The organism is Sinomonas terricola, from assembly GCF_034931225.1.
Lineage (GTDB): Bacteria > Actinomycetota > Actinomycetes > Actinomycetales > Micrococcaceae > Sinomonas > Sinomonas terricola.
On the sequence record NZ_JAYGGQ010000001.1, the window covers coordinates 456813 to 481818 of the forward strand.

Genomic DNA, 25006 nt, shown 5'->3' on the forward strand with positions numbered 1-25006 from the left:
GCTGGTCAGGCCTCCCAGGCCTGCTCGCCGCCTTCGCGCCAGCCCGCCTCGAACGCTTCGGTGCCGCGGAGGGGGCCGAGGTGGCCCTCGGCGAGAATCGCGTCGAACGGATGCGGGGCCACGCCAAGGGAGCGACGTATGACGGCGGCCCTCGCCGCGAGCGCACCGGCCCGCCGCGCGTCGCCCATCGCGGCAGCGACATGCGCGAGACCCTCCAATGTCTCTCCCAGCCCCCACCGATCGTCCGCGGCGCCCACCACGGCGAGGCTCTCGTCGAGCGCCCGAGCCGCGCCTGGGAGGTCGCCGCTCACAAGCCGGACCGCCGCGACGTGACGGACGGCGCGAGCCAGATACGTCTCGTCGCCCAACTCGGCGAACATGTCCCGCGCCTCCGAGAAGCGGCGGTCCGCTTCAACGAGATGGCCTGAATGCGTCAGCCCAGAACCGTCGTTGAGCGTCGAGATCGCGACGAGCCAATGATCTCCGGCAAGTTCCTGCGCCACTCCGAGCGCCTCGCGGAGCAGAGCGGCGGCCTCGGCGGTGCGACGGTCCGCGAGCGCGATCATGCCACGGAGCGTCAGGGCGTTCCTGCGTTCCAGCGGACCGCCGCCCGCCTCCGCGAGACGCCGAAGCGCACTCGCGTGGATCCGCGCTTCGGCATAGTCGCCCTGAAGATAAGCAAGCCATCCCGCCCCCGACCGGGCCCTCGCTGCGAGGGTCGAATCGGCGTCGTCCCCAGAGGCAAGCGCCGTCCGCAACCACGCTCGGCCTTCCGAGAATCCGCCCTCCCACAGCCAGAACATCCACAGAGACGCGGCAAGCCGCAGGGCCTCAACGCCCCGACCGGCATCGGTGAACCAGCGGAACGCGAGCCGGAGGTTGCCGAGGTCCGCGAACGTTTCCCGGTGGGCTCCGCGCTGGCCCTCTTGTCGGATGGCAAGGGCCTCCGCCTCTGCCGTGCGCAGGAACCATGCCGCATGGCGGTCCCGGGCTGCGGAGTCGCCGCCCGATTCCACGAGTCTCGCGGCACCGAACTCGCGGGCGGCGTCGAGCATGCGATACCGCCCGTGGCCCCCGACGAGTGGCGGTGCCGCCGCGAGACTCTGATCCACGAGGGCGCTCACGTCCGGGAGCGGGTCACGGCCGAGGACCGCGCGAGCGCCGACGAGGGCCCACCCGTCGAACACGGCGAGTTGCGCGAGTGCCTCCTGTGCCGTCTTCCCGAGGAGCCCGTAGCTCCACGCAACAGTGGCTTCGATCGTTCGGTGCCGCGCGTCGTCGTCGACCGGTCCTCCGGTGAGGATCTCGAGCTGATGGCTCAAGCGCTCTCTCAGGTCCCCGAGCCCGAGGTGGGCCACGCGCGCCGCCGCCAGCTCGACCGCGAGGGGGACCCCTTGCACTCGCGCACAGATGTCGTTGACCAGCGAAAGTGAGCCCGAGAGCTCACCCCCTGGCCGCGCGAAAGCGGCTCGTTCGACGAACAGCTCGCACGCCGCGGGCGCTTCGAGCGGTTCGACCCGCACGAGATGCTCGGCGAGGAGTCGCAACGGGGTCCGGCTCGTTGCGAGAACGCTCGTCCGCGGGCAACGTGCAAGGACTTCGCCGACGAGGGGCGCGGCCCCGACGACTCCTTCGAAGGTGTCGCACACGAGCAGCATCCTGCGCTCCCCGATCGCCGCACACACCATGTCCGCGACCGTGCCGTGAGCGATGTTCGCGCCTACGGCGGTCGCGATCGCGAGGCCGGCCGCGTCCGCGTCGCGGCAGCTCGCAAGCTGGACGTAAGCCACGCCGTCGTCGAACAGCGGTGCGCACCTCTCGGCCGCAGCGAGCGCGAGCCGCGTCTTGCCCACGCCGCCCGGACCGGTGAGCGTAACGAGTCTCGTTGCGGGGTCGCCAAGGCTCGCTGTGAGATCGTCGAGGGCCTCGTTGCGGCCGAGCAACGGTGTCCTCGGGACGGGCAGCGGCGCCATCCGGCCACCGGGCCCGAGGGTCCCGCGGGCGAGGGCGGTGAACCGTTCCCTCAGAGAACCTCCCAGGCCGAGCGCGTCCGCCAGGCGCCCCGCCGTCGCCGGATAGAGGCGGCCCCGAAGCCCGCGCTCCGTGTCGCTCACGGCACGAACGCTGATGCCTGCCCGCCCAGCGAGCTCTTCCTGGGTCAGCCCAGCTGCGACGCGCAGCCGCCGGAGTTCGTGGGACAACGTCGGGTCCGCGCCCATGCGACACCTTCCTTCTAGGCCAAGGGTAGAGCCGCGGCACGCCGAGCGGGAGCGCGAAACCGCCAACTCGGTGGGCCACTCGGTGGGTCCCCGTCGTGGCCTACGACCGCGCGTGGGCGCACGCTGAACCCATAGGAATTCAGAAGGAGGACACCATGTCAACCGAGACCTCCCGCAGCCTCGTAGGCCGCCTGTACGAAGAAGTGCTCAACAAGCGATCCCTCGAGGTGATCGACCAGATCGCGGTCGAGGACTACATCGAAAACGATCCGATGCCTGGCCAGGGCGAAGGACGGTCGGGCCTTCGCGATCGTGTGTCGATGCTCGTCACGGCGCTCGATCCGAGCTTCACGGTCGAGGACGTGATCGCGGAAGGCGATCGCGTCGTCGTGCGTTGGCGCAACCGCGGGACGCACGTCGAGCCGTTTCTCGGGCTTCCCGCCTCGGGCAAACCCTTCGACATCGCCGGCATCGACATCTACCGCGTGGAGGGCGGTCGCCTCGCCGAGCATTGGCACGTCGTGGATCAGCTTGCCTTGCTCATGCAGCTCGGCTTCATCCCCGCTCCCGAAACGGCGTCACCGTGAGCGATGTACGGACGACAACGGTCCCGCCCTTCGCCCCCGCGGGACCGTCCGCCCTCGCCGCTGAGGCGGACCATGCGCTCGTAGCCCTCGAGGCGAAACTCGTCGCCGTGCGTCGCGACGTCCACGCCCACCCCGAGGTGGGGTTCGACGTGAGCCGCACCGCCAGCCTGATGGCCGACGAGCTGCGCGACGTGGGCCTTTCGGTGAGGACCGGCGTCGGCGGCGCTGGGGTCATCGCGGACCTCGACGGCACCGGGCCGGGACCTCGCCTCCTCGTTCGCGCGGAACTCGATGCCCTCCCTGTTCGCGAAGCCTCGGGACTCGCGTTCGCTGCGACCGGCCCGACGGCGCATCTGTGCGGTCACGACGTGCATCTGGCGGCAGCGCTCGGTGTCGCCACGGCTCTCGCCGGGCTGAGGCACGCCGTGCCCGGCGGCGTGCGGTTCTGCCTCCAGCCGGCCGAGGAGCTCCTGGCCGGCGCAGGGCCGATGCTCGCCGACGGGGTCCTCGACGGGATAGACGGTGCGCTCGGCGCACACGTCCTCTCCGGGGTTCCGTACGGGACCGTGGCCATCAATCCCGGCGTCGTGCTCTCAGGCGCCGATTTCTTCCGGGCAACCGTGTCCGGCGGCGCAGGCCACGCGGGAACCCCGGGCCAGTTCGCCGATGCGATCCTCGCCGCCGCCCACATCACGACGGCGCTCCACGCCGTTGTTGCGCGCGAGACGTCGCCTGGCGAGCTCCTCGTGATCGGGATCGGCGCGGTGCACGGCGGCGATGCCGCGAACGCGGCACCGGAGGACGTGGCGCTGCTCGGGAACGTGCGGTGGCTCGAGGCCGCGACGGCGGAGCGGGCCACCCGGCGGGTCGAGGAGGTCTGTGCCGGGGTGGCGTCTGCCCTCGGCTGCCGCGCGGAGATCGCATGGACCGGCCACGCGCCGGTTCTGGCCAATGACCCCGACCTCGCTGCCGTCGCCCAACGCGCGATCCTCTCGGACAAGCTTGCCGAGGTTGCGAAGCTCGCGCCGCTCACCGCCAGCGACGACTTCGCCGAGTTCTCCGGCCGCGTTCCCGGGCTCTTCCTGGGGATCGGATGCGGCGGGCCCGGGAGCGCCCCTCACCATCACCCGCGCTTCGAAGTTGACGAACGGGCCGTTCTGCTGGCCGCGCGAGTACTGTGCCGGGCGCTGCTGAGCATTCTCACCGGGTGGCCCGCCGTTACCTTGTCGGGTTGGCCTGCAGGAGCGTCCGCCGGCCACCCCCGGGAGCCAGCGAAATCGCGTTGAGATGCAGCCCACATCCGCGCGACGCCGCCCGCCCGTAGAATGGAACCTATGACTTCTTCGGTGGGCTTTGTCGGCTGGCGCGGCATGGTGGGCTCCGTGCTCATGGAGCGGATGCAGGACGAGGGCGATTTCGCCTCGATCAACCCCGTGTTCTTCTCGACGTCGAACGCGGGCGGCTCCGCGCCGTCGTTCGCCGACGGCGCCGGTCCCCTGCAGGATGCCTACGACGTCGACGCCCTCGCCAAGCTGCCGATTATCGTGACCGCCCAGGGCGGCGACTATACGAAGAAGGTCCACCCGCAGCTGCGTGCCGCGGGCTGGGACGGCCTCTGGATCGATGCGGCCTCGACGCTGAGGATGAACGACGACTCGATCATCGTGCTCGATCCGGTGAACCGGAGCGTCATCGATGAGGGCCTCGCATCCGGCGTCAAGGACTTCGTCGGCGGCAACTGCACTGTCTCGTGCATGCTCATGGGCCTCGGCGGCCTGTTCCGGAACAACCTCGTCGAGTGGGGCACGTCGATGACGTACCAAGCCGCCTCCGGCGGCGGCGCTCGGCACATGCGCGAGCTCCTCACCCAGTTCGGGACGCTCAACGGCGCGGTGGCCGCGGAGCTCTCGGACCCGGCGTCGGCCATCCTCGAGATCGACCGCAAGGTCCTCGCGGCCCAGCGCGGCGGCGTTGATGCAACCCAATTCGGCGTGCCGCTCGCGGGCTCGCTCATCCCGTGGATCGACGCGGACCTCGGCAACGGCCAGTCCAAGGAAGAGTGGAAGGCTGGCGTCGAGACGAACAAGATTCTCGGCACCCGCTCGGGCGGCTCGATCGACCCGGTGATCATGGACGGCCTGTGCGTCCGGATCGGGGCCATGCGCTCGCACTCGCAGGCGCTCACGCTCATGCTCCGCGAGGACCTCTCGGTCGCTGAGATCGAGAAGCTCATCGACGCGGACAACGAGTGGGCTCACGTCGTGCCGAACGAGAAGCAGGCCTCGATGGACGAGCTGACCCCCGTCGCGGCGTCCGGCACGCTCGACATCCCGGTGGGCCGCATCCGCAAGCTCGAGATGGGGCCCGAGTACATCTCGGCCTTCACGGTCGGAGACCAGCTCCTGTGGGGCGCCGCCGAGCCGCTGCGCCGCATGCTCAAGATCGCGACCGGCACGCTCTAGGCCAGGCCGGCACACTCGCAGCAACGAGCTTCGCATCTGCTGCCCTTGGCCGCTTGTCCGTGGGAAGTTCCCCCCGGATTTGCGGCCAAGGGCAGCACTTGTTCGGGCCATCCTCATACTCGGCCTCACGCCGACCGTCGCGCCGCGGTCTGGATCGCGGCCTCGATGCGCCGCCGCACCTCGTCCGGCTTCTCCAAGTCTGCCCAGCGAAGGCGCACGAAAACCCAACCCTGTTCCATGAGGAGCGTCTCGCGACGTCGCTCCGCCAGAAGGACGTCAGAGGCGGGGCCGTGGTTCCGATACTTGCCCTCGCCCTCGAATTCGATGATGACCATGAGCCTCGGCCACGCGAAATCTGCTCGGTACACGCCTGCTGCGGTCTCCACCTCGAACTGCACGTGAGGCTTTTCGAAGCCTAGGCGCTCGAGCAGCATCCGGGTTCGTGTCTCCCCGACCGACTCCGTTGCAGGCTCAAGCGAATCCACCACGTCGAGCGCCCTGCGCCTGCCTCGCGGCGACCCTTGTTCCACCTCCCGGCGGAGAGCTCGCGGATCCAGTCCACGCTGGAGGGCGCTGTCGCCCATCACCACGGCCTGCTCGAAGGGCATGGTGCGTGCGCAGTCGGCGGCGGTGCGGACGAGCGTGGTCGCCTTCAGGTGCCGGCCTCGCCGTTCGACGAGCGTGAGATCGTGCTCCGCGAGGAACAGCTGATGGGTCGCCGTGTCGCTCGATCGGCTCGCCCGCGAACCCGCGTACGTCGTCGCAACATGGATCTCGGGGCCAACGTTCCAGACTGAGCATCCATGCAATACTGCCGCGCTTGCTAAACAGTAGACCGAGGCACCACCCGTCGCCTCGACGTGGGCGTCGAGCCGGGCGACCTCCCGTTCCCACGGTGTCAGGGCATCACATCGATGAGCTGGAATGTACGCGCCATGGCGCAGCCTGAGTAGCAGTCCGCTTCGCACGGCCTTCGCGAGCAGGCGGTCGTCGATGCCAGCGGACCGCAGCTCCGCCGTCGGGGCCACGTCGTGTCGTGGCCAGGTGGAAGCAAGCAGGCGTTCAGTGGCGTGTGTCCCCATGCTCCGATCCTCGCGTCGGCCGGACGGGTGGGCAACCGGCTTCGCTGCTCATGTGGACGGCTCGCCGCCGACCGCCGCGTGGAGGGCTAAAGAAGGTTCGCGACGACTCCGTGGCAAGATTGCATCTCCGTGGCTCGGCCGCATGTACGTGGGACATGACGCACGGAGAAGCGGCCGAGGGCAGCACTTGCTCGGGCGAGGAGGACCGACCGGAGTCTAGCCAGCCCGACCGGAGTCTAGCCAGCCCAGTAGGCCTCGATACGGGCCACGGCGCGCTCGACACCGGCCGCGGCCGCGGGCGCGAGCTCCTCGAACAGCTCGGGCACAGCGCGCGGCGCCGAGGGCGTCCCACCCTTGACCCACGTGCCGACTGTCCGCCCGCCCACGGACACGGTCGCCTTGAACACGCCGTTGATGCCGGGGATCACGCGCTCAAGGTACGCGTCGGGAACCGCGACGGATCGGTCCTGGTACCCGAGGATGAGCTCGTCGAAGCCCGGCAGCGCGAGGACCGCGCGGGCCCCCCTGCGCGTGCCGAGCAGCGCGGCCACCTCGGGCGCGCAGAACAGCTCGCGCCCCTCGAACTCGAGCGATGCGCCATCGGCCGCGGCCGCCCGGAACGGGCCTCGCACGACGCCGAGGGGCTGGCCCAGCCACCACGCGAAGTCGCGCTCGCATGCCGGGCCGTGCGACGCGAGGTACCGCCGCGCGAGATGCTCGACGGCGTCGTCGCCCGCGAGGCCTTCCCCGCGCGGGAGCCACTCGTCCGCGAGGCGGAACTCCTGCTGGCGGCCGCGCAGGGGCCCCTGCACGAGGACCATCTGGTGGCTCAGGATCGAGAGCAGGTGGATGCCGCGCTGGCCCGCCGTCGGCTGCCCCGCGGCGTCGAACGCCTCGAAGAGCTCGGCGCGGGTCAGCCCCCTGTCCCCCGCGAGGCGGTCCTCGGCGACCTTCCGGACGACGGCGACGTCCTCCTCGGCGATCCCGAGCCCACGGTGGCGCGTGGCCGCCGAGCGCATGACCCGATCCGCGGCGAGCCCGACGAACGTGCGCACGTCCTCGGCAGCGACCAGGAAGAGCGTCCCGCGCATCGTCCAAGTGCGGACGACGGCGCCGCTCGCCAGGGCGGCCGCGACGCCGGACGCCGTCCCCGCCCGGGTGCGGACTCCGACGGCGAGCAGTCCCGAGGCGAGATCCTGGCTCTGGAGGGCGCCCATGCGGCGGACGGCCGCGAGCGGATCATCGGCCTGGCCGAGGCCGTTCGCGTCCGAGCCGGCGGGCAGCAGGCCTTGCGCCGCGAGCCGCAGGCGGGCAACCGCCGTCGTACTGGCTTTCCTGCCCCCGCCCCCGGGGACCCCACCCTCGGAAGTCCGCATCCCACCATCATGCCCCTGTGTGCGGACAGGATCAGTCCGCAGCACGGCAAATCTCACGGCTGACCAAGGTTCAGAGAGCGAGAGATGGCCACGCGTCCGTCAGAGATGGCCACGCGTCGGGTGACGTGGATCAGACGAAGGCGCCGACGCCCGTGACGTCGCGGCCGATGAGGAGCGCCTGAATGCTCTCGGTCCCCTCGTACGTGTGGATGGACTCGATGTCCGCGAGGTGCCGGATCACGTGGTTCTCGAGGAGAATCCCGTTGCCGCCGAGCAGGTCGCGCGCGGTCGAGGCGATCAGGCGGGCCTTGCGCGTGTTGTGGTACTTCGCCATCGAGGCCTGGGTGGGCCGCATGAGGCCGGCGGCGTCGAGCCGCGCGAGGTGGACGCAGTGGAGCTGCATGCCCGTGAGCTCGGCAAGCATCTGCGAGAGCCGATCCTGGACGAGCTGGAACGTCGCGAGCGGCCTCCCGAACTGGACGCGCTGGTTCGCGTAGCTTAGCGCGGCCTCATACGCGGCGGTCGCGTGCCCGAGCGCGGACCACGCGACCCCGAGCCGCGTCGCGACGAGCACGCGCGACGTGTCCTTGAACGTCCTCGCGCCGGGGAGCACGTTCTCCCGGGGAATCCGCACGCCCTCGAGCCGGATGCGGGCCTGATGGATCGCACGGAGGGAGCCTTTGCCTTCGATGACCTCGGCCTCGTAGCCCGGCGTCTCCTGCTCGACGAGGAAGCCGCGCACGTCGCCCGCCTCGTCGCGGGCCCACACGACCGTGACGCCGCCCGAGGCGCCGTTGCCGATCCACTTCTTCTCTCCGTCGAGCACCCAGTGGCCGCCGTCGAGCCGCGCGCGCGTCTCGAGGCTCACGGAGTCGGAGCCGTGGTCCGGCTCGGTGAGGGCGAATGCCCCGAGCTCCTCGCCGCGCGCGAGCGGCCCGAGCCAGCGCTCCTTCTGCTCGGGCGAGCCGTGGAACGCGATCGAGCGGAGTGAGAGGCCGCCTTGGACCGCGACGACGGTGCCGAGCGAGCCGTCTCCGCGCGAGATCTCCATGGTCACGAGGCCGGCCGCGAGCGGGCTCATGGGCTCGAGGCCGGGGACCTCGATCCCGTCGGCGAGGAGGTTGAGCTCGCCCATGCGCTTGACGAGATGCAGGGGGTACTCGGCGCGGTCCCAGTAGCCGTTCATGCCCGGCAGGGCCTCGTCGACGAATCCGCGCGCTCGGTCCCACGCGGCGCGATCGGCCGCGGGCAGGTCGGCGAACACGTCGTAGTAGTCGGTGTCGAGGGCAGCGGAGACGTCGTAATCAGGCACGGTTCCACTTGTAGCGTGAAACTGAGTATCAGGTCAAGTGAAACTGAATGTCAGAGAGTGTTCTCGAGTGCTTCCCTCACACGGCGGGCGATGTCGGCAGCGGGCGTCAAGCGCGGGAAGACGGCAACGACAACGTCCTCCGCGTCGCCCCGCGACCCCACCCGGAAGAGCCGCTTCACGGTATCGAGCTCGCTGCGAAGACGTGCGACGTCGCAGCCCGGCTCCCCGCGCATAAGCCCCCGGAGCAGGTAGTTGTGGGTCGCGATGACGGTGGCGGCGAAGCGCACGGCATCGATCGGCTCGATCCCCGCGACGGCCGAGCGGAGGTAGCGCCGGAAGAGCCGCTCGTACCGGAACGTCGTGACCAGCTCCTTGTCCCGGAGGCTCGGTTCGCGGTTGACCACTTGGTAGCGCAGCTGTGCCAGATCCCGCTGCCCATCGAAGTGCGCGAACACGAGCTCGGCGGCCTCGCACACGGCTTCCCACGGATCCTCGTGCCGTCGGGCGAGGAAGGCCTCGGCCTCCTCGAGGAGCACGTCGTGATCGGCGAAGACCACGTCCTCCTTCGAGCGGAACTGCCGGAAGAACGTGCTGCGCGACAGGCCGGCCGCGGCCGCGACCTGCTCGGCGCTCGTCGCCTCATACCCCTGGTCAGCGTAGAGGCGGACGGCCGCGGCGGCGACGTCGTGACGGAAGAGCGCTCGCTCGCGCTGCCCTCCGGGATTTCCGGCTCGAGCCGCCCCCGCGGCCTCGCTCACAGCTCGATCCCGATGAGGAGCGGCTCGTTCGTGAGCTCGATCCCGAAGCGCTCGTGCACGCCGTCGCGCACCTCCCGCGCCAGCGCGAGCAGGTCCTTCGCCGTCGCGCCGCCACGGTTCGTGAGTGCGAGCGTGTGCTTCGTCGAGAGGGATGCGCGGCCGCCCGTCACGCTGTCCGCCGCGAGCCCATACCCCTTCGGGAAGCCAGCGTGCTCAATGAGCCACGCGGCCGAGGTCTTGACGAGCCCGCCGGCCGCCGGGTACCTCGGTGCGCCCTCCGGCAGGGCCTCCGCAGCCTCGGGCGTGAGGATCGGGTTGGTGAAGAACGAACCGGTCGAGTACGTGTCGCGGTCCCCCGCGTCGAGGACCATCCCCTTGGACGCACGCAGGCTCAGCACGGCACGCCGAACGTCGAGGGCCGAGGCGCGCTCACCGGGCCCGACGCCGAGGGTCCGCGCGAGCTCGCCGTACCTCACGGGCGCGCTCATGCGCCCGAGGGGAAGCTGGAACTCGGCCGAGAGCACGACGTACCGGGGCGAGCCCGCCGTCGTCGTCTGCTTGAGGAGCGAATCGCGGTAGCCGAACGCGAGCTCGGACGGGACGAACGTCTTCACGGCGCGCGCCGCGCGATCATACGTGCGCACCTGCCAGATGGTCTGCGAGACGTCCGCACCGTAGGCGCCGACGTTCTGCACGGGGGTGGCGCCCGCCGAGCCGGGGATCCCGGAGAGTGCCTCGACGCCGCTCCATGCGTGGTGCACGGCGTAGTCGACGAAGTCGTCCCACGGGTGCCCGGCCTGGACGGCGACAGATACCCCGCCACACGTGTCCGCGGAGTTCACGGCGAACCCCTCCGTGGCGATCCTCAGGACAGTTCCGGGGTAGCCGTCGTCGGACACGACGAGGTTCGATCCGCCGCCGATGATGAGGAGCGGCTCCCCCGCGTCGTCCGCCGTCCGGACGGCGTCGATGATCTCCGCCTCGGTGCGGGCCTCCTCGAAACGGGCCGCGGGCCCGCCCACGGCAGAGGTCGTCAGGGAGGAGAGAAGCGTCTGGCTCACGGAACTAGCCTAGTCGGACGTCGGCGGGGGGGCGCCCCGGGTGGCGGGCGCGCCTACCGCGGCGCCCGCGTCAGGGGAACCGGACGACGGCCTGGGCTTTCGTGAGGACGCGCTGGCCTGCGTTCGTCACGGCTAGGTCCACGCGCGCGGTGCGGGCCTCGGCGTCGATCGCCCCGATCGTGCCGACGACCTGGAGGACCGCGCCCGCCTCCTCCGTCCCGGTCGTGTCCGCGACGGGAACCGGCTTCGTGAAGCGGGTCTGGTAGTCGCTGACGCGCCCCGGATCCCCCACCCAGTCGACGACGAGCTGGACGGCGGCACCCATCGTGAACATGCCGTGCGCGATCACGCCCGGAAGCTCGACGGCCACGGCGAAGTCGTTGTTCCAGTGGATCGGGTTGAAGTCTCCCGACGCGCCCGCGTACTTGACAAGGTCCGAGCGGGTCACGGCGATCTCGCGCCGCCCGATCTCGAGCCCCGTCTCGAGCTCGTCGAAAACGGGTGCTGCTACGACGTGTGCGGCCATCACTGGCCCTCCCCTCGGACCAGGATGGACGACGTGGTCGTGGCGACCTTCTCCCCCAGCTCGGTGGAGATCTCGGCGCGGGTCGTGATCATCGCCCCGCCGCCCATCGCGCGGACCTGGTCCACGTGGAGCTCGGCCCGGAGGCGGTCCCCCGCCACGATGGGGCGGTGGTGCGTGAAGCGCTGCTCCGCGTGGACGACGCGCGAGAAGTCGATGCCGGACTCGGGATCCGCGATGAGCTGCGCGTCGGCGCGCTGGGCGACGATGATCGCGAACGACGGCGGGGCCACGAGGTCCGCGTAGCCGAGCGCGGCGGCTGCCTCGACGTCGTAATGCGCGGCATGCTCGGCCTTGACGGCTCGGGCGAATTCGCGGATCTTCTCGCGGGCGACGTCGTACACCTCGGCGGGCGGGTAGACGCGCCCCTGGAGGTCGGGGTTGATGGCCATGGCCAGTAGCTTATCCGGCGCCGCGCCTAGCCGCCCTCCTTGCCCGCGCGCTCGCGAGCGCGTCGCCGCGCGTCCCGCGATCGGATCCCGAGCCCCACGAGATGCGTCACGAGGCCGACGCCGATGATCGCCATCGACGCGTACAAGAGCCACGTGATGTGGGCGAGGTTCGCGGTGAGGCTGAGGATCAGGCCGACGGCCAAGAAGGCCATGCCGGACAGCACGACCCCCTTGTAGAGCGGCGAGGCGTTCTCCCAGTCGAGCACGTCAGGGCTTACGCAGGCTGGACGCCGAATGCTGTCGCGAGCTTCATGATCTTCTCGGCACGGCCGAGGCGCGGGAGGTCGGAGCCGTCCCGGATCACGCGGCCGTTGGCCTCGAAGTCGCGCATGAAGTCCGAGGCCCAGGCGACGTCGCTCGGCGTCGGGCTGATGACCTCGTTGATGACCGCGGTCTGGTCGATCGCGAGGCACAGCTTCCCGGTCATGCCCATCATGACCGTGATCGCGCTCTGCTCGCGCAGGATCGGGTGGTTGGTCCCGACGGTCGGGCCGTCGATCGGGCCCGGCAGGTTGCCGACGCGGCTCGCGACGACGAGCTTGGCCCTCGGGTACGCCATGGCCTCGGGCGTGGCCGCCATGCCCGTGTCCCGGCGGAAGTCGCCCGAGCCGAACGCGAGGCGGAACGCGCCCTGCGCCTTCGCGATGTTGTTGGCCTCTTCGATGCCCACCGCCGATTCGACGAGCGGGACGACCGGGACCTTGCCGTCCATGCGGTGGAAGCTCTCGGTCACCTGGTCCGCGGACTCGGTCTTCGCAAGCACGACGCCGAGGAGGCCGGGGGTGCCGCGCAGGCCCGCGAGGTCGTCGGCCCAGAAGGGGCTCGTCGCGTCGTTGACGCGGACCCATGCCTGCCCGCCCGCCTGCATCCACTGGACGACGTTCTCGCGCGCCTCGTCCTTGTGCGACGGGTCCACGGCGTCCTCGATGTCGAGGATGATGGCGTCGGCGCGGGATGCGGCCGCCTCGCTGAACGTCTCGACGCGCATCGCGTTGACCAGGAGCCACGAGCGGGCGATCTCTGGATTCACCTGGCGGGCGGGGCGGAGCGAGGAATCGCTGCTGGCGGAGGGCGAAGAGTCGGCGGCGGTCAATGACGTCATGGGTCAACGGTATCCCGCGCGCCCGTCGTCGTCCTATTTCTGCGCTTTCCTGCAGCCGCTCTCTACATGCTCAGCGCGTAGCGCGAGTTCCAGCCCCCGCAGGCCTCCCACCACGTGATCCCGGACCGTTTCGACTGCTGCCTCGATCCCGCCGCAGCGTAGAACGTCGCGGACGTCTCCCGTTCGCCGGCAGGATGTGCCTCGCTCGCGGCGCTCTCGGCAGACTGGGACTCGACGTCAGCCATGGCTGACCTCCTGATTCCTCGAAGCGGCTCGACGAATCGCTCCCCAGCGCGACGATCCAAGTATTAGTGGACTCCCAGAAGCGGAGTATGTCAAGCGATTTGAGTAAAGCCAATCAGGCGAGGAACACCTGTCGCCCGGTCAGGGCGGTCGGGGCAAGACCCACGAAGTAGTCCCGCACGCCGCCAGCCCAGGGTTCCGACACCGAGAGGCCGAAGAGTTCGGTGACAAGCGCTTCGTCCTCGACCGGCCGCGCGTCCCCCGAGACGAGCACGGTCCACCCGGCCTGGACCTGGGGCTGCGCCGAATCGATCTGGAGCGCGACGTTCCCCTGCGGGACCGAGGAGGCGATCGTGCCCGCGCGCGACGTGCGGAAATACACGCCGCCACGGTGCACCACGTAATGCACGGGGAAGACGTTGATGCGCCCCTCGTGCAGGAACGCGAAGCGCCCGATCCCCGACGAGCCGAGCAGCGACCAGCACTTCTCCTCATCGAGATTGATGTCCTGATGACGGGCCCCGGGCCCGTAGCCGAAATCCACCGTCGACATGACTGCCTCCTCATGCGTCATGGTCAGGCTTACACGGCTACGGGCCTCGGGGGAAGGGCCTTCGGCCCTGGCCGTCGGGTCAGCCCTCCGCAGGAGCCCGCAGCAGCCGGGTCAGCGCGCCGCGCGGATCCAGGCGGTGGCCTCACCCGGGAGCTTCCCGCCCTCGACGTCGGCGCTCGCGAGGAGCACCTCGCCCTCGGGGAGTGCCACCGGCGTCGTCCCGAAGTTGGCCACGACGTGCCAGCTGCCGGGGCGCACGAAGTGCAGGACGTCGTCGTCGTCCGCGTCCTGCCAGCCCAACGCCTCGGCGCCCTGAAGCTCGCGGCGCAGGCCGAGGGCGCGGCGGTAGAAGGCGAGGGTCGAGCCCCCGTCGGCGTCCTGGACACTCGCGGCGTACCCCGCGAACCATGCGGGCTGCGGGAGGTGCGAGCCGTTCGCGCCGAAGCCGAACGAGGAGCCCTCGGCCGGCGCAGCCTCCCACGGCAGCGGCACGCGGCAGCCGTCGCGGCCGACCTCGACGCCCTTGTTGCGGAAGAACGTCGGGTCCTGGCGGTCCTCGTCCGAGATCTGGCCGACCTCCTGGAGGCCGAGCTCCTCGCCCTGGTAGAGGTACGCCGAGCCCGGGAGGGCGAGCATGAGCAGGGTCGCGGCCTTCGCGCGGCGCAGGCCCCGCTCGGCGTCGACCTCGGCCGGATCGCCGCCCTCGAGGAGCCAGTCCTTGCCGTCGGTGCCCACGCCGCCGCGGCCCGTGCCCTTGGGCAGGCCGTAGCGGGTCGCGTGCCGGACGACGTCGTGGTTCGAGAAGACCCACGTCGAGGACGCGCCGGTCGCGGCGGCTTCGGCGAGGTTCTTCGCAATGACCGTGCGGAACTGCTCGGCGTCGAAATCGGCCTGCAGGAGGTCGAAGTTGAACGCCTGGCCGAGGCCCTCGGGGGACGCGTAGCGGGCGCGACGGTCGGCGTGGACCCACGCCTCGGCGACGGCCGTGCGCGGCGGGTTGTACTCGTTGAAGACCTTGCGCCACTCGGCGTACACCGTGTGAACCTCGTCGCGATCCCAGAGCGGGTGTTCGCCGTTGTTGAAGAGGTCGGCGCGGTGAATCGTCTCGAGGCTCGGGAGCTCGGCGTCGAAGTCCTTCTTGAGGCCGTGGGCGACGTCGACGCGGAAGCCGTCAACGCCACGGTCGGACCAGAAGCGCAGCGTCGTGAGGAAGTCCTCGTGGACCTCGGGGTTGTCCCAGTTGAGGTCGGGCTGCTCCTTCGCGAACAGGTGGAAGTACCACTGGCCGGGCGTCTGTTCTGGACCGGGTTCCGTGATCCGCTCCCACGCGCCGCCGCCGAAGATCGACGTCCAGTCGTTCGGCGGGAGCTCGCCGTTCTCGCCGAGGCCGTCGCGGAAGATGTAGCGCTGCCGGGCCGGGGAGCCCTTCGGCGCCGCGAGGGCCTCCTGGAACCACTCGTGGCGGTCGGAGGTGTGGTTGGGCACGATGTCCGCGATCACCTTGATGCCCGCGCCGTGGAGGGCGGCGACCATCTCGTCGAAGTCCTCGAGCGTGCCGAGGCGCGGGTCGACGTTGCGGTAGTCGTCGACGTCGTAGCCGCCGTCCGCGAGAGCGGACGGATAGAACGGGCTCAGCCACACGGCGTCGACCCCGAGCTCGGCGAGATAGGGCACCTTCGACGTGATCCCCTTGATGTCGCCGATGCCGTCGCCGCTCGCGTCGGCGAAGCTGCGCGGATAGATCTGGTAGACAGCGGCCTGACGCCACCAGTCGGCGTCGTGGATGGTGGCGGCGGTCTCGGCGGACGTGGGCACCGGCTCTCCTCGTGGATGGGCGGAGTCTCTGGACTCCGGGGTTCGCATGGAATAATTTAGACTCTAAATATAGAGTCGCGAGTCCATTATTGTGACGCCGCGCGGAGCGCGTCAAGGAGGCCGTCGGAACGTGAAGGGAAGAAGCGAAGCGGGCCCCGTCGGGCCTCACGTCGTTCGCCTCGTCACGGCCCGGACCGTGCTCGGCGAGCTGCGCCGAGGCGGGCCGCTCACGGTCACCGACCTCGTCGAGCTCACGGGGCTCACGCGTGCCACGGTGATCGCGGTGTGCGAGGACCTCACGCGCCGCGGCTGGGCCGAAGAGCTGGACCCCGACCGTTCGGGACCGCAGCGCGGGCGGCCCCCGCGCACGTTCGACTTCCGCGCGGCCGCGGGCGTCGTCGTCGGCCTCGACGTCGGCGCGCACAAGACGACCGCGCTCGTCGCCGATCTTCGCGGCAGGCTCCTCGGCACGGCGTCGCGCGGCCTCCCCCGCGGCGCGCGGACGGCCGAGGCGAGGCTCGACCGCGTGAGCGGCGCTGCCCTGGCCGCGCTCGGCTCTGCGGGCGCGGGGCCCGAGAGCGTGCTCGCCGTGGGTGCCGGGGTCGCGGCTCCGGTCGACCGCGAGGGCCGAGTCGCCGAGGGCTCGAGCTTCTGGGAGATGTTCGACGTCGGCCTCGCCGAGGCGCTGCTCGAGCGGCACGGCTGGCACGTGCTCCTCGAGAACGACGCGAACCTCGCCGCCCTCGCGGAGCAATGGCGCGGGGCGGCCCAAGGTGTCGACGACGTCGCCGTCCTCCTCGCAGGCGAGCGCCTGGGTGCAGGACTCATCGAATCGGGCAGGCTCCTGCGCGGGCGGAGCGGAGGGGCGGGCGAGCTCGCGTTCCTCGCCCTCGTCGACGGCGCGGCGGGCCCGCACGGCATCGCGCCGCTCGCGCGCGCGTGGGGGGCCGAGGCGGCCGCCGCGCCGGGAGGCCTGGCCCGCCTCGCGCCGTCGGACGTCACCGCCGAGGCGGTCTTCGCCGCGGCCGACGACGGCGACCCCGCCGCCGTGCGCGTCCTCGCCCGGCTCGCGGGGCGCATGGCCCGGGTCGTCGCGGTGCTCTCGACGCTGCTCAACCCCGAGCTCGTGGTCCTCGGGGGCGCAGTCGCCCCGGCGACCGCCCGCCTCCTCCCCCAGATCCGGGCCGAGCTTCCCCTGCTCACGAACACGCCCGCGCGCGTCGAGGTGTCCTCGCTCGGGGGCGAGGCGGTTGCGCTCGGTGCCGTGCGGCGCGCGCTCGACGACGTGGCCGAGCGGGCGCTCGAGATCGAGCTGCCGGGGGCGCCGAGCACGGGTTCCCCCGGACACATTTAATTCCCCCGCGACGGAGGCAAATGTGACAATCACGCAAGAATCCGCGTGGTCGCGAAGCCATATCCCGGACATTCACGCATCGCTCCAGCAGAAGCCGTCGCGTGATCAGCGGCACGGCTCCTGAACTGGCGCCGTCGAGCCTTGTGGCCCTGCATCCACGCGCGTAGCGTGCCAAGCGGCAGGCAAACGACAGGAAGCCGACCATGAACAGTTCACCGGTCCTGATGGTAGGCGGCACGGGGTTTGTGGGCGGCCAGGTCGTCACTGCGCTGCGGGAGCGGGGGAAGAGCGTGCGGGGCCTCGTGAGGCCCGCGTCGGACGCGTCGCGGCTCGAAGCGGCCGGCGTGGAGATTGCCCGCGGGGACATGATGGACCTCGACTCGCTCGTGCGCGCCATGGAGGGCGCCGACGCGGTCATCACGACGGCGGCCGGCTATACACGCCACAGCAAGGGCGACACGGCCGAGATTGACGTGACCGGGAACCGCAACCTCGCCGACGCGGCCGCACGAACGGGGGTTCGCTGCTTCGTCCTCACGAGCATCCTCACGTGCGACCAGACGCCCGACGTGCCGCATTTCTGGCACAAGAAGCTCATGGAAGACCGGCTTGAACAGCAGCAGGTCCCGTTCGTGGCGCTTCGGCCCGGCGCGTTCCTCGACCAGATCACGAGATTCGGCGGCGATCCGTTCGCCAAGGGCAGGCTTTCGTGGATCGGCTCCCCCGGGACCCGGATCACCTTCGTGCTCACGGCTGACCTCGCCGCCTACCTGGCGGCCGCCGTCGACGCCGACATCGCCTCCGGCGAGCGCATCGACATCGGCTGGGACCGCCCCGTGAGCATGCAGGACGTCGCCGGCATCTCGAGCCGGCTCCTCGGGAGACCGATCACAGTCCGGTCCGCGCCAACCGGACTCATCCGCACCGCGGGCCGCGTGCTCGGCCCCGTCATGCCGATGGCGAGAGACATGGGCTCGATGCTCAACTGGTTCGAGACCGGCCGCTACGTGGCGGACACGACCCGCCAAGCCCAGGTCTTCGGCGTTCCCACCGCCGAGGACGCGATCGCCCGATTCATCACGGGCCTGGGGCACCCGCTCCGCGCATGACGACGATCGGCCACCCGTGCGCCGTCATGCGCGAATGCGATCACCCGCTCGACGACACATATAAGGCATGTTCTCGAAAAACAAATGTGACATGCATATGAGACATTCGCAACGACATCCAGGGCAACGAATGTCTCGGAATACCGTCAAATGCAGCCACGTCGCAGCCCGAACGGAATGAGAATTTCTCCGATCTGACCTTGACACTGTCGCATAAATTAACCAAGAATTGCCTTATGCCAACGACGGACGGCACGGGGTCGATCCGCGGGCCAACCATTGGGGGAATGGTGATCAGCAAGAAGTTTGTTGCCGCGATCGGGACCATCGGATGTCTTAGCCTCGCACTTTTGGGATTCAATCCTGGCGCTGCCGGGGCAATGACAGAATCGGCATCCGAGCCCGCCGACGCCATGAATCCTCGCCACTCATCCGCCATCCTCGAGGAAGTCGAGGTGACGAGCAACCCGCTCGTGGCGGAGGTGACCTCGTCAGACAAGATCGGGCGCGTAAGCGCGACCATCACGCAGCCGGGCCAAATCACCCCGCCGATCAGCCTACCGACTGGACATCAGGCGGCCGTAGGCGGCCGCGCGAAAGACCGGGGACTAAAGAAGCTGAGCACAGCCATGCGCGACACAACTATCCAGACGAGTGCGCTAGAGGATGGCATGCAGACGATCATCATCTTTGACTCCGCAAATGCCGCCAGAGACGTCACCTTCAAGTTGGAAGTCACGCCAAACCTCACGCCAATCGTTCGGAGCACCGGCGCAATCGACTATCTGGACAGCAAGGGCACAGCCGTCGCTGGGCTCGCCGCACCTTGGGCCATCGATGCTAACGGGCGGAGTGTTCCGACTACCTTCAGCCTTAGCGGAACCAGTTTGGTACAGCACGTTGAGTTCGACGAGCGGACGGCCTTCCCAGTCGTTGCAGATCCGCAGTGGTGGCAAATGGGGATCTCAGCTGCTGCTGGTGCTGCCGTCGGTGCCGCTGTGGTTGCAGCAGTTCCGGGAGTGGGTCCGACCGTCGGAGGGATTGTGGGAGGCTGCGTGGTCGGAGCGTTGAATGCGATGTGGGATGGCGCAGACTTCTGGGGAGGCTTCTGGGGATGCGTCTCAGGGGCGGCCCTTGGTGCCGTTGCAGGCATGGTCGGAAGTATCGTAAAGAATGTTCTCGGTTCTCGTGGGATCGGCGTGTAATGACGGAAAATAAGTGGGGAAAAATACTCGGATTCACAGCTGCGAAGCGGCGTGACAGAGGAGCAACCAAGACCGTTGTGGAACTCGTGGGCTTCATGCTATTCACGGCAGGAATCGCTAGCCTACCCTGGGGAAGCGTCGGAACGAGCATCTCCATCACCGCCTTGGGAATAGCCGTATTCTGCACAACGCTACTTCTGAAAAACAACTCGTAGCTGCCGAAGGGGGTCCGGAACCGTGATCCGGACCCCCCTTCGAGAGAAGAACGATGATAAATCAGCCCCGCGGTGCAGCTCAGGGAACCCGCTGGCCCCGCGCCGTCTGGAAGAGCGCGAACCACTCGGCGCGCGTCATCGCCTCCGCCACGGCTTCGGCCCCGGCGCAGGCCCGGATCCGAGCGGGGTTCGCTGAACCGATGACGGGCCCGATCCGCGCTGGGTGCCGCATGAGCCAGCCGAGCACGATCGCCTCGGGGGTCACGCCCTTCGCGGCTGCAAGCTCGGCGACGAGCGCCGACGTCGCCCGATCGGCGTCGCTCGCCTCGGCCGGCGGACGCCCCGTGTAGCGGCCGCCCGCGAGAGGCGACCACGCCTGGAGCTCGATCCCGTGACGCATGCAATGCTCGAGCGTGCCGTGGGGGAAACTCACGCTGGCGCCGTCGCCGTGGTTGACGAGCACGGCGCTCTCCGCGAACGCGTGGTGCCGCAGGCTCAGCTCGAGCTGATCCGCCGCGAGGCGAACGGGCAGATGGTCCTGGAGCGCGTCCATCTGGGCGGCGGACATGTTGGAGACGCCGATCGCGCGGATGGCGCCGTCCGCGAGGAGACGCGCGACGGCGTCGCCCACCTCTGCTGGGTCGAGCAGCGGGTCCGGGCGGTGCAGGAGCAGGAGGTCGAGATAGTCGGTGCGGAGGCGGCGCAGGGTGCCTTCGACGCCGTCGAGGATCGCCTTCCCGCTCAGGTCGTAATGGCCGAAGCCCCCGGCCTCGCCGAGCCGGATGCCGACCTTGCTCTGGATCTGGATCCGGGCGCGCAGCGACGCATCCCGCACGAGGAGCTCGCCGAAGACCCCTTCGGACTTGCCGCGGCCGTAGATGTCGGCGTGGTCGAAACGGGTGATGCCGATCGAGAGCGCGGCCTCGACCGCGTCCGCGGCGGCGTCGATGTGCTCGGGCCCGTAGTCGGGCGCGTCCCACGGGCCACCGAGGCCCATGCATCCATAGATCAGGCGGGAATCCACCTCGCCATCCTAGACCGGAGGCGCGCTGCGACCGGCTGCGTGACCCGGTGGGCAACCGCGGCCAGGCCGAACGAGAGCGGAAGCGCGATCCAGCCGACCTCGAGCCAATCCGAACGGTTCAGGACGCCGAGCACGCACAGCACGGGATAGTGCCACAGGTAGATCTCGTAGCTGATCCGCCCCACGTAGGCCACAGGACCGAAGGAGAGCACGCGATGGAGCACGCCTTCCGGGCCGCGCACGATCGCGAGGACAAGGAGGAGCGTCCCGAGATCGGCGCTCAGGACGTCGATGGTCGAAAACGGCTCGATCGAGGACCGCAGGACGCTGAGTCCCAGCAGGGCGAGGCCGGTGATTCCTGCCCATTTGCCGACCGTGAGCTTCGTGGCGTGGAGTCCGAGGGCGAGGGCGCATCCGGCCATGAGACCGCACGCGCGCAGGATGAAGGACACCTCGGCCGACTGCGCCTCGGCCGCGAACGCGGCGAGGACGAGAATACCCGTGGTCGCGGCGGCACCGACGAGGGCCCACCGCCGGCGGCCCTGCAGTATCCACACGAGGACCGGAGGCCACAGGGCGTAGAACCATTCCTCGACCCCGAGCGACCACGTGTGCTCGTAGGGGGAAAGAGCCGTCGCGCCGGATTCGGCGCCGATCGGCATGACGTAGAAGAGCGAGAGGGCCGTGCCGCCGAGGGCGGTCGAGAGACCCATCGTGATCGCGATGGGGACGAAGACGACGGCGAGCATGAGCACGAGCGGCGGCCCGAGTCGGGCGAGCCGGCGGAAGTAGAAGCGGCGGAACGAAACTGCCTTCCGCGCGTCGTGCTCCTCGAGCAGGAGCGTCGTGATGAGGAACCCGGACAGGACGAAGAAGACGTCGACGCCGCCCGCACCGCCGAAATGTGCAGGCATGATCGCGTGATACACAGCGACAAGCGTGATGGCCACGGCCCGGAGCCCGTCGAGCGCCGGAAGGTGGCCGAGCCGCGGAGCATGTCCTCGGGCAACAGACAACGATTCGGTAACGGTCACCTGATTCAGCCTAACCCCCGAGTCTGGGAGCCGTTCACAGGAAACGCTTTCAGCGCCCGCCCGCGCAGGTTCTTCCCAAGGGTTTCCCCGCGGCTGTAGCCCGAAGACTACATGAGCGCCTGCCCCAGCGCCGTCCCGATGATCCGGGCGCCTTCCTCGGAAGGGTGCACGCCGTCGTCGCTCATGCCCGCCGCGTACCGCTCGCCGTCCCGCACGCCGGCGACGGCGTCGACGAACGTCCAGCCGCGCTGGGCCACGAACAGTTCAAGGGCCTCGTTGAAGGCCTCGGTGCCCTGCGCATTGTCGTTGCGGGGCGGGATCGCGGACACGACGACACGCCTCGCCCCGACCGTCGCGACGATCTTCTCGAGATTGGCAGCGGTCACGGAAAACGGCACATTCCGGGCGACGTCGTTCGTCCCCGCGATGATCGCGAGGACGTCAGCGTCCTCGGGCCCGGCGTTCGCCGCCATGACCTCCGTCGTCGCCCCGCCGCGGGCCCAGCCGCCCACGAAGCGGAGGTCCGGGCCGACGGCATACGTGATCCAGGAGAGTGAGCCCGTCCTGCCCCCGAGGAAGTCGGGGCTATTCGCATAGGTGATCGAGTCCCCGATGGCGGCGAAGCGGACGAGGTGCTGCACCGGGGGCCACGCGCGCTCTCCCGCCGCAGCGATACCCGAAGGCTCACCCGACGCCTGAGCCGGCGCCGCCTGCAGCATGCCGGGCCTCCCCCACGAGGGATCCACCGCCCACATGACAGCTCCCAAGGCCGCGAGGGCGAGCATGGCTCCCCCGACGATCACCGCACGCCGACGCCGCATCTCGGCCCCCATTTCTCAAGGGCTCCCCGCACGTCCAGAATGGACCGCGGGTGAAGACGACGAAAGCCCCGGAGAACCGGGGCTTTGAGTCGTAGCGGTGGGGAGGCTCGATCTCCCGACCTCACGATTATGAGTCGTGCGCTCTAACCAACTGAGCTACACCGCCATACGAAAAGGGCCACACGCTCCGGCCACAGCCGTGGACGCGAACCCTTTTCAGAGAGCCCCCCACGGGAATCGATCCCGTGACCTCCATCTTACCAAGATGGCGCTCTACCACTGAGCTAGGGGGGCAACAGACAGATACTTTACCGGAGTCCCCAGCCTCCGAACAAATCGCGAGGCCCCTCGCCCCCGCGAGGAGGCCGGGGGACGCAGAGGGCCGGCCACTCGCCATGAGTGGCCGGCCCGAGCAAGAGGATCAGGCCCTATCAGCCGCGGCTGCCGCCGAAGCGACGGGCCCCGCCGGAGCCGCCCTTGCGGCTGCCGCCGAAGCTGCTGCGGCCTCCGCGGTCGCCCCAGTCGCCGCTGCGCGAACCGCGGTCACCGAAGTCACCGCTGCGCGAACCGCGGTCGAAGCCGCCACGCCCACCGCGGTCGCCGAAGCCACCGCGATCGCCGAAGTCACCCCGTCCGCCGCGGCCGCCGTCGCGCGCGCCCCAGTCACCGCCGCGCGAGCCGCGGTCGAAGCCGCCGCGCCCGCCCCGCGGGCCGCCGAAGCCGCGGTCGCCGCCGCGATCGGCGTCGTCACGCGCGGGCCGACGGCCCGAGTCGAGCTCGAGCTTGATGAGCTCGCCGCCGATCCGCGTCTTCGAGAGGGCCTTCCACTGATCGCCCGTGATGTCCGCGGGGAGCTCGACGAGCGAGAAGTCCGAGCGGATGTCGATGCCGCCGATCTGGCTCGAGTGGAAGCCGCCCTCGTTCGCGAGCGCGCCCACGATCGAGCCGGGCTGCACGCGGTGGCGGCGGCCGACGGCGATGCGGTACGTCGCGCTGCCCTCGGCCGGTCCGCGGGCGCCACGGCCGCCCTGGCCGCGATCGCCCCGTGCGCCGTCGCGCTGAGTCCTGTCGCCGCGCTTCGCGAAGTCGGGGACGCTCGGGAGCTCCTCGACGAAGAACGGCGCGTCGCCCTGGACCATGACCGCGAGCGCGGCGGCGATCTCGGCGGCGGGCACGTTGTGCTCGGTCTCATAGGAAGCGATGAGGTCGCGGAAGAGCGAGACGTCCTCGGACTCGAGCGTCTCCGTGATCTGGTCCGCGAACTTGCTCATGCGCAGCGAGTTGACCGTCTCCGCCGTCGGGAGCGACATCTGCTCGACGGCCTGGTGCGTGGCCTTCTCGATCGCGCGGAGGAGGAACTTCTCGCGCGGGGTCATGAAGAGGATCGCATCGCCGTTGCGGCCCGCGCGGCCCGTGCGGCCGATGCGGTGCACGTAGCTCTCGGTGTCGTGCGGGATGTCGTAGTTGATGACGTGGCTAATGCGCTCGACGTCGAGGCCGCGCGCCGCGACGTCCGTCGCCACGAGGATGTCGATCTTGCCCTCGCGCAGCGCCTCGACCGTGCGCTCGCGCTGGGCCTGGGCGATGTCGCCATTGATCGCGGCGGCCTGGAAGCCACGCGCCTTGAGCTTGTCCGCGAGATCCTCCGTGGCCATCTTCGTGCGGACGAACGCGATGACGCCGTCGAAGTCCTCGACCTCGAGAATGCGCGTGAGGGCGTCGAGCTTGTGCGAGCCGACGACCTGCACGAAGCGCTGGCGGATGTTCGTGCCGGTCGTGGTCTTCGACTTGACCGTGACCTCTTCGGGGTCGTTGAGGTACTGCTTCGACATGCGGCGGATCTGCGACGGCATGGTCGCCGAGAACAGCGCAACCTGGCGGCCCTCGGGGGTCTCCTGGAAGATCCGCTCGACGTCGTCGGCAAAGCCCATGCGCAGCATCTCGTCGGCCTCGTCGAGCACGAGGTACTGGAGCTGGGAAAGGTCGAGCGAGCCCTTCTCGAGGTGGTCGATCACGCGGCCGGGCGTCCCGACGACGACCTGCGCGCCGCGGCGGAGGCCGGCCAGCTGAGGGCCATAGGCGGAGCCGCCGTAGACGGGCAGGACCGTGAAGTCCTCAAGGTGCTTCGCGTATGACGTGAAGGCCTCGGCGACCTGGAGCGCGAGCTCGCGCGTCGGGGCGAGGACGAGGGCCTGGGTCGCGCGGGACGGCCCGTTCTGGTCGTGCAGCTCGGCGAGGCGCGAGAGCGCGGGGACGGCGAACGCGGCCGTCTTGCCGGTGCCGGTCTGGGCGAGGCCGACGACGTCGCGGCCCTCGAGGAGGAGCGGGATCGTGGCGGCCTGGATGGGCGAGGGCTTCTCGTAGCCGACGTCGCGGAGCGCGGCGAGGACGCGCTCGTCGATGCCGAGATCGGTGAAGAGAACGCCGCGCTCTTCGGTCTCCTGCGGGGCTTCGTCGTTGATGGTGTCGATTGCGGTGTCGAGGGTTTCAGACATGGGTGTCCTCAGGTCGGGGAGCCTCATGCGGCTCGTCGGTCAACTGCCGAAGCCCGGCGCTCTCTCAATCCCATGGCAGGACTTCTCGCTGCATTCGGCGCCACACGCGCACGTCAGCGTTTTCTTCAGCCGGCTCCCCTATGA

At 69.9% G+C, this 25006-nt stretch carries 23 protein-coding genes and 2 tRNA genes; 6 read left to right on the top strand and 19 right to left on the bottom strand.

Annotation, left to right across the window (positions count from 1 at the left end):
- Positions 1 to 5 precede the first annotated feature (5 nt).
- A complete protein-coding gene (locus SPF06_RS02250; protein WP_323277289.1) occupies positions 6 to 2219 on the bottom strand; it encodes an ATP-binding protein in 2214 nt (737 codons plus the stop codon).
- Between the two features lie 155 nt (positions 2220 to 2374).
- On the opposite strand from SPF06_RS02250, the gene SPF06_RS02255 reads away from it, so the two are divergent.
- Genes SPF06_RS02255 through asd form a run of 3 tightly spaced genes read left to right on the top strand, consistent with a single transcriptional unit; the run spans position 2375 to position 5268 of the window.
- Positions 2375 to 2806, top strand: coding sequence for an ester cyclase (locus SPF06_RS02255; protein WP_323277290.1), 432 nt, complete (start codon positions 2375 to 2377; stop codon positions 2804 to 2806).
- Positions 2803 to 4092 carry a M20 metallopeptidase family protein gene (locus SPF06_RS02260; RefSeq protein WP_323277291.1) on the top strand — a complete coding sequence of 430 codons (1290 nt, stop codon included), beginning with the start codon at positions 2803 to 2805 and terminating at the stop codon, positions 4090 to 4092. The genes SPF06_RS02255 and SPF06_RS02260 overlap by 4 nt, the downstream gene beginning before the upstream one ends.
- Before the next feature lie 48 nt (positions 4093 to 4140).
- Complete coding sequence (gene asd / locus SPF06_RS02265; protein WP_323277292.1) at positions 4141 to 5268, top strand: aspartate-semialdehyde dehydrogenase; 1128 nt, start codon at positions 4141 to 4143, stop codon at positions 5266 to 5268.
- 125 nt (positions 5269 to 5393) lie between these two features.
- On the opposite strand, the gene SPF06_RS02270 is transcribed toward asd, so the two are convergent.
- The 12 genes from SPF06_RS02270 to SPF06_RS02325 form a co-directional block, all read right to left on the bottom strand.
- Positions 5394 to 6350 (bottom strand): type IV toxin-antitoxin system AbiEi family antitoxin domain-containing protein, encoded by a 957-nt coding sequence (locus SPF06_RS02270; protein WP_323277293.1) that lies wholly within the window; start codon positions 6348 to 6350, stop codon positions 5394 to 5396.
- A 236-nt stretch (positions 6351 to 6586) separates the two neighbouring features.
- Positions 6587 to 7726, bottom strand: a complete 1140-nt coding sequence (locus tag SPF06_RS02275; RefSeq protein WP_323277294.1) for a winged helix DNA-binding domain-containing protein — start codon at positions 7724 to 7726, stop codon at positions 6587 to 6589.
- 130 nt (positions 7727 to 7856) lie between these two features.
- On the bottom strand, positions 7857 to 9038 hold the full coding sequence (locus SPF06_RS02280; protein WP_323277295.1) for an acyl-CoA dehydrogenase family protein: 1182 nt from the start codon (positions 9036 to 9038) through the stop codon (positions 7857 to 7859).
- 50 nt (positions 9039 to 9088) lie between these two features.
- Entirely contained in the window at positions 9089 to 9796 is a 708-nt protein-coding gene (locus SPF06_RS02285) for a TetR/AcrR family transcriptional regulator (protein WP_323277296.1), read from the bottom strand.
- Positions 9793 to 10857, bottom strand: coding sequence for a UDP-N-acetylmuramate dehydrogenase (locus tag SPF06_RS02290; RefSeq protein WP_323277297.1), 1065 nt, complete (start codon positions 10855 to 10857; stop codon positions 9793 to 9795). Before SPF06_RS02290 ends, SPF06_RS02285 begins: the two co-directional genes overlap by 4 nt.
- Before the next feature lie 70 nt (positions 10858 to 10927).
- Positions 10928 to 11383, bottom strand: coding sequence for a MaoC/PaaZ C-terminal domain-containing protein (locus tag SPF06_RS02295; RefSeq protein ID WP_323277298.1), 456 nt, complete (start codon positions 11381 to 11383; stop codon positions 10928 to 10930).
- Positions 11383 to 11832, bottom strand: coding sequence for an FAS1-like dehydratase domain-containing protein (locus tag SPF06_RS02300; RefSeq protein WP_323277299.1), 450 nt, complete (start codon positions 11830 to 11832; stop codon positions 11383 to 11385). The genes SPF06_RS02295 and SPF06_RS02300 overlap by 1 nt, the downstream gene beginning before the upstream one ends.
- Before the next feature lie 26 nt (positions 11833 to 11858).
- Positions 11859 to 12098 carry a hypothetical protein gene (locus tag SPF06_RS02305; RefSeq protein ID WP_323277300.1) on the bottom strand — a complete coding sequence of 80 codons (240 nt, stop codon included), beginning with the start codon at positions 12096 to 12098 and terminating at the stop codon, positions 11859 to 11861.
- A gap of 8 nt (positions 12099 to 12106) precedes the next feature.
- The gene (locus SPF06_RS02310) at positions 12107 to 12994 is read right to left on the bottom strand and encodes an HpcH/HpaI aldolase/citrate lyase family protein (protein WP_323277301.1); all 888 of its coding nucleotides are present in this window, start codon (positions 12992 to 12994) and stop codon (positions 12107 to 12109) included.
- Between the two features lie 62 nt (positions 12995 to 13056).
- Positions 13057 to 13239: a hypothetical protein gene (locus tag SPF06_RS02315; protein ID WP_323277302.1), complete on the bottom strand. Its 183-nt coding sequence runs from the start codon at positions 13237 to 13239 to the stop codon at positions 13057 to 13059.
- 113 nt (positions 13240 to 13352) lie between these two features.
- On the bottom strand, positions 13353 to 13790 hold the full coding sequence (locus tag SPF06_RS02320; RefSeq protein ID WP_323277303.1) for a pyridoxamine 5'-phosphate oxidase family protein: 438 nt from the start codon (positions 13788 to 13790) through the stop codon (positions 13353 to 13355).
- Between the two features lie 111 nt (positions 13791 to 13901).
- A complete protein-coding gene (locus tag SPF06_RS02325; RefSeq protein ID WP_428985680.1) occupies positions 13902 to 15653 on the bottom strand; it encodes a glycoside hydrolase family 13 protein in 1752 nt (583 codons plus the stop codon).
- 82 nt (positions 15654 to 15735) lie between these two features.
- Here SPF06_RS02325 and SPF06_RS02330 point away from each other — a divergent pair, with 82 nt between their 5' ends.
- From SPF06_RS02330 to SPF06_RS02340, 3 genes are all read left to right on the top strand, one after another.
- Complete coding sequence (locus tag SPF06_RS02330) at positions 15736 to 16959, top strand: ROK family transcriptional regulator (protein WP_323277305.1); 1224 nt, start codon at positions 15736 to 15738, stop codon at positions 16957 to 16959.
- Between the two features lie 203 nt (positions 16960 to 17162).
- The gene (locus SPF06_RS02335; protein ID WP_323277306.1) at positions 17163 to 18068 is read left to right on the top strand and encodes an SDR family oxidoreductase; all 906 of its coding nucleotides are present in this window, start codon (positions 17163 to 17165) and stop codon (positions 18066 to 18068) included.
- Between the two features lie 287 nt (positions 18069 to 18355).
- Entirely contained in the window at positions 18356 to 19273 is a 918-nt protein-coding gene (locus SPF06_RS02340; protein WP_323277307.1) for a hypothetical protein, read from the top strand.
- A gap of 294 nt (positions 19274 to 19567) precedes the next feature.
- Here the strand turns inward: SPF06_RS02340 and SPF06_RS02345 are convergent, their stop codons facing one another.
- The 6 genes from SPF06_RS02345 to SPF06_RS02370 form a co-directional block, all read right to left on the bottom strand.
- A complete protein-coding gene (locus SPF06_RS02345) occupies positions 19568 to 20485 on the bottom strand; it encodes an aldo/keto reductase (protein ID WP_323277775.1) in 918 nt (305 codons plus the stop codon).
- A gap of 11 nt (positions 20486 to 20496) precedes the next feature.
- On the bottom strand, positions 20497 to 21546 hold the full coding sequence (locus tag SPF06_RS02350; RefSeq protein WP_323277308.1) for an acyltransferase family protein: 1050 nt from the start codon (positions 21544 to 21546) through the stop codon (positions 20497 to 20499).
- 107 nt (positions 21547 to 21653) lie between these two features.
- Complete coding sequence (locus SPF06_RS02355) at positions 21654 to 22379, bottom strand: SGNH/GDSL hydrolase family protein (RefSeq protein ID WP_323277309.1); 726 nt, start codon at positions 22377 to 22379, stop codon at positions 21654 to 21656.
- Positions 22380 to 22459: 80 nt separating this feature from the next.
- Positions 22460 to 22533: transfer RNA gene (locus SPF06_RS02360), tRNA-Met, on the bottom strand.
- 56 nt (positions 22534 to 22589) lie between these two features.
- Positions 22590 to 22661 (bottom strand) — tRNA-Thr (locus tag SPF06_RS02365).
- A gap of 137 nt (positions 22662 to 22798) precedes the next feature.
- The gene (locus tag SPF06_RS02370) at positions 22799 to 24862 is read right to left on the bottom strand and encodes a DEAD/DEAH box helicase (RefSeq protein WP_323277310.1); all 2064 of its coding nucleotides are present in this window, start codon (positions 24860 to 24862) and stop codon (positions 22799 to 22801) included.
- Positions 24863 to 25006: the final 144 nt, after the last annotated feature.

Coding starts and splice junctions, on each gene's coding strand:
- SPF06_RS02250 (WP_323277289.1), bottom strand. CDS start 2,219: ATGGGCGCGGACCCGACGTTGTCCCACGAACTCCGGCGGCTGCGCGTC.
- SPF06_RS02255 (WP_323277290.1), top strand. CDS start 2,375: ATGTCAACCGAGACCTCCCGCAGCCTCGTAGGCCGCCTGTACGAAGAA.
- asd (WP_323277292.1), top strand. CDS start 4,141: ATGACTTCTTCGGTGGGCTTTGTCGGCTGGCGCGGCATGGTGGGCTCC.
- SPF06_RS02270 (WP_323277293.1), bottom strand. CDS start 6,350: ATGGGGACACACGCCACTGAACGCCTGCTTGCTTCCACCTGGCCACGA.
- SPF06_RS02275 (WP_323277294.1), bottom strand. CDS start 7,726: ATGCGGACTTCCGAGGGTGGGGTCCCCGGGGGCGGGGGCAGGAAAGCC.
- SPF06_RS02295 (WP_323277298.1), bottom strand. CDS start 11,383: ATGGCCGCACACGTCGTAGCAGCACCCGTTTTCGACGAGCTCGAGACG.
- SPF06_RS02300 (WP_323277299.1), bottom strand. CDS start 11,832: ATGGCCATCAACCCCGACCTCCAGGGGCGCGTCTACCCGCCCGCCGAG.
- SPF06_RS02310 (WP_323277301.1), bottom strand. CDS start 12,994: ATGACGTCATTGACCGCCGCCGACTCTTCGCCCTCCGCCAGCAGCGAT.
- SPF06_RS02315 (WP_323277302.1), bottom strand. CDS start 13,239: ATGGCTGACGTCGAGTCCCAGTCTGCCGAGAGCGCCGCGAGCGAGGCA.
- SPF06_RS02320 (WP_323277303.1), bottom strand. CDS start 13,790: ATGTCGACGGTGGATTTCGGCTACGGGCCCGGGGCCCGTCATCAGGAC.
- SPF06_RS02325 (WP_428985680.1), bottom strand. CDS start 15,653: ATGCGAACCCCGGAGTCCAGAGACTCCGCCCATCCACGAGGAGAGCCG.
- SPF06_RS02335 (WP_323277306.1), top strand. CDS start 17,163: ATGAACAGTTCACCGGTCCTGATGGTAGGCGGCACGGGGTTTGTGGGC.
- SPF06_RS02340 (WP_323277307.1), top strand. CDS start 18,356: ATGGTGATCAGCAAGAAGTTTGTTGCCGCGATCGGGACCATCGGATGT.
- SPF06_RS02345 (WP_323277775.1), bottom strand. CDS start 20,485: ATGGGCCTCGGTGGCCCGTGGGACGCGCCCGACTACGGGCCCGAGCAC.
- SPF06_RS02355 (WP_323277309.1), bottom strand. CDS start 22,379: ATGGGGGCCGAGATGCGGCGTCGGCGTGCGGTGATCGTCGGGGGAGCC.
- SPF06_RS02370 (WP_323277310.1), bottom strand. CDS start 24,862: ATGTCTGAAACCCTCGACACCGCAATCGACACCATCAACGACGAAGCC.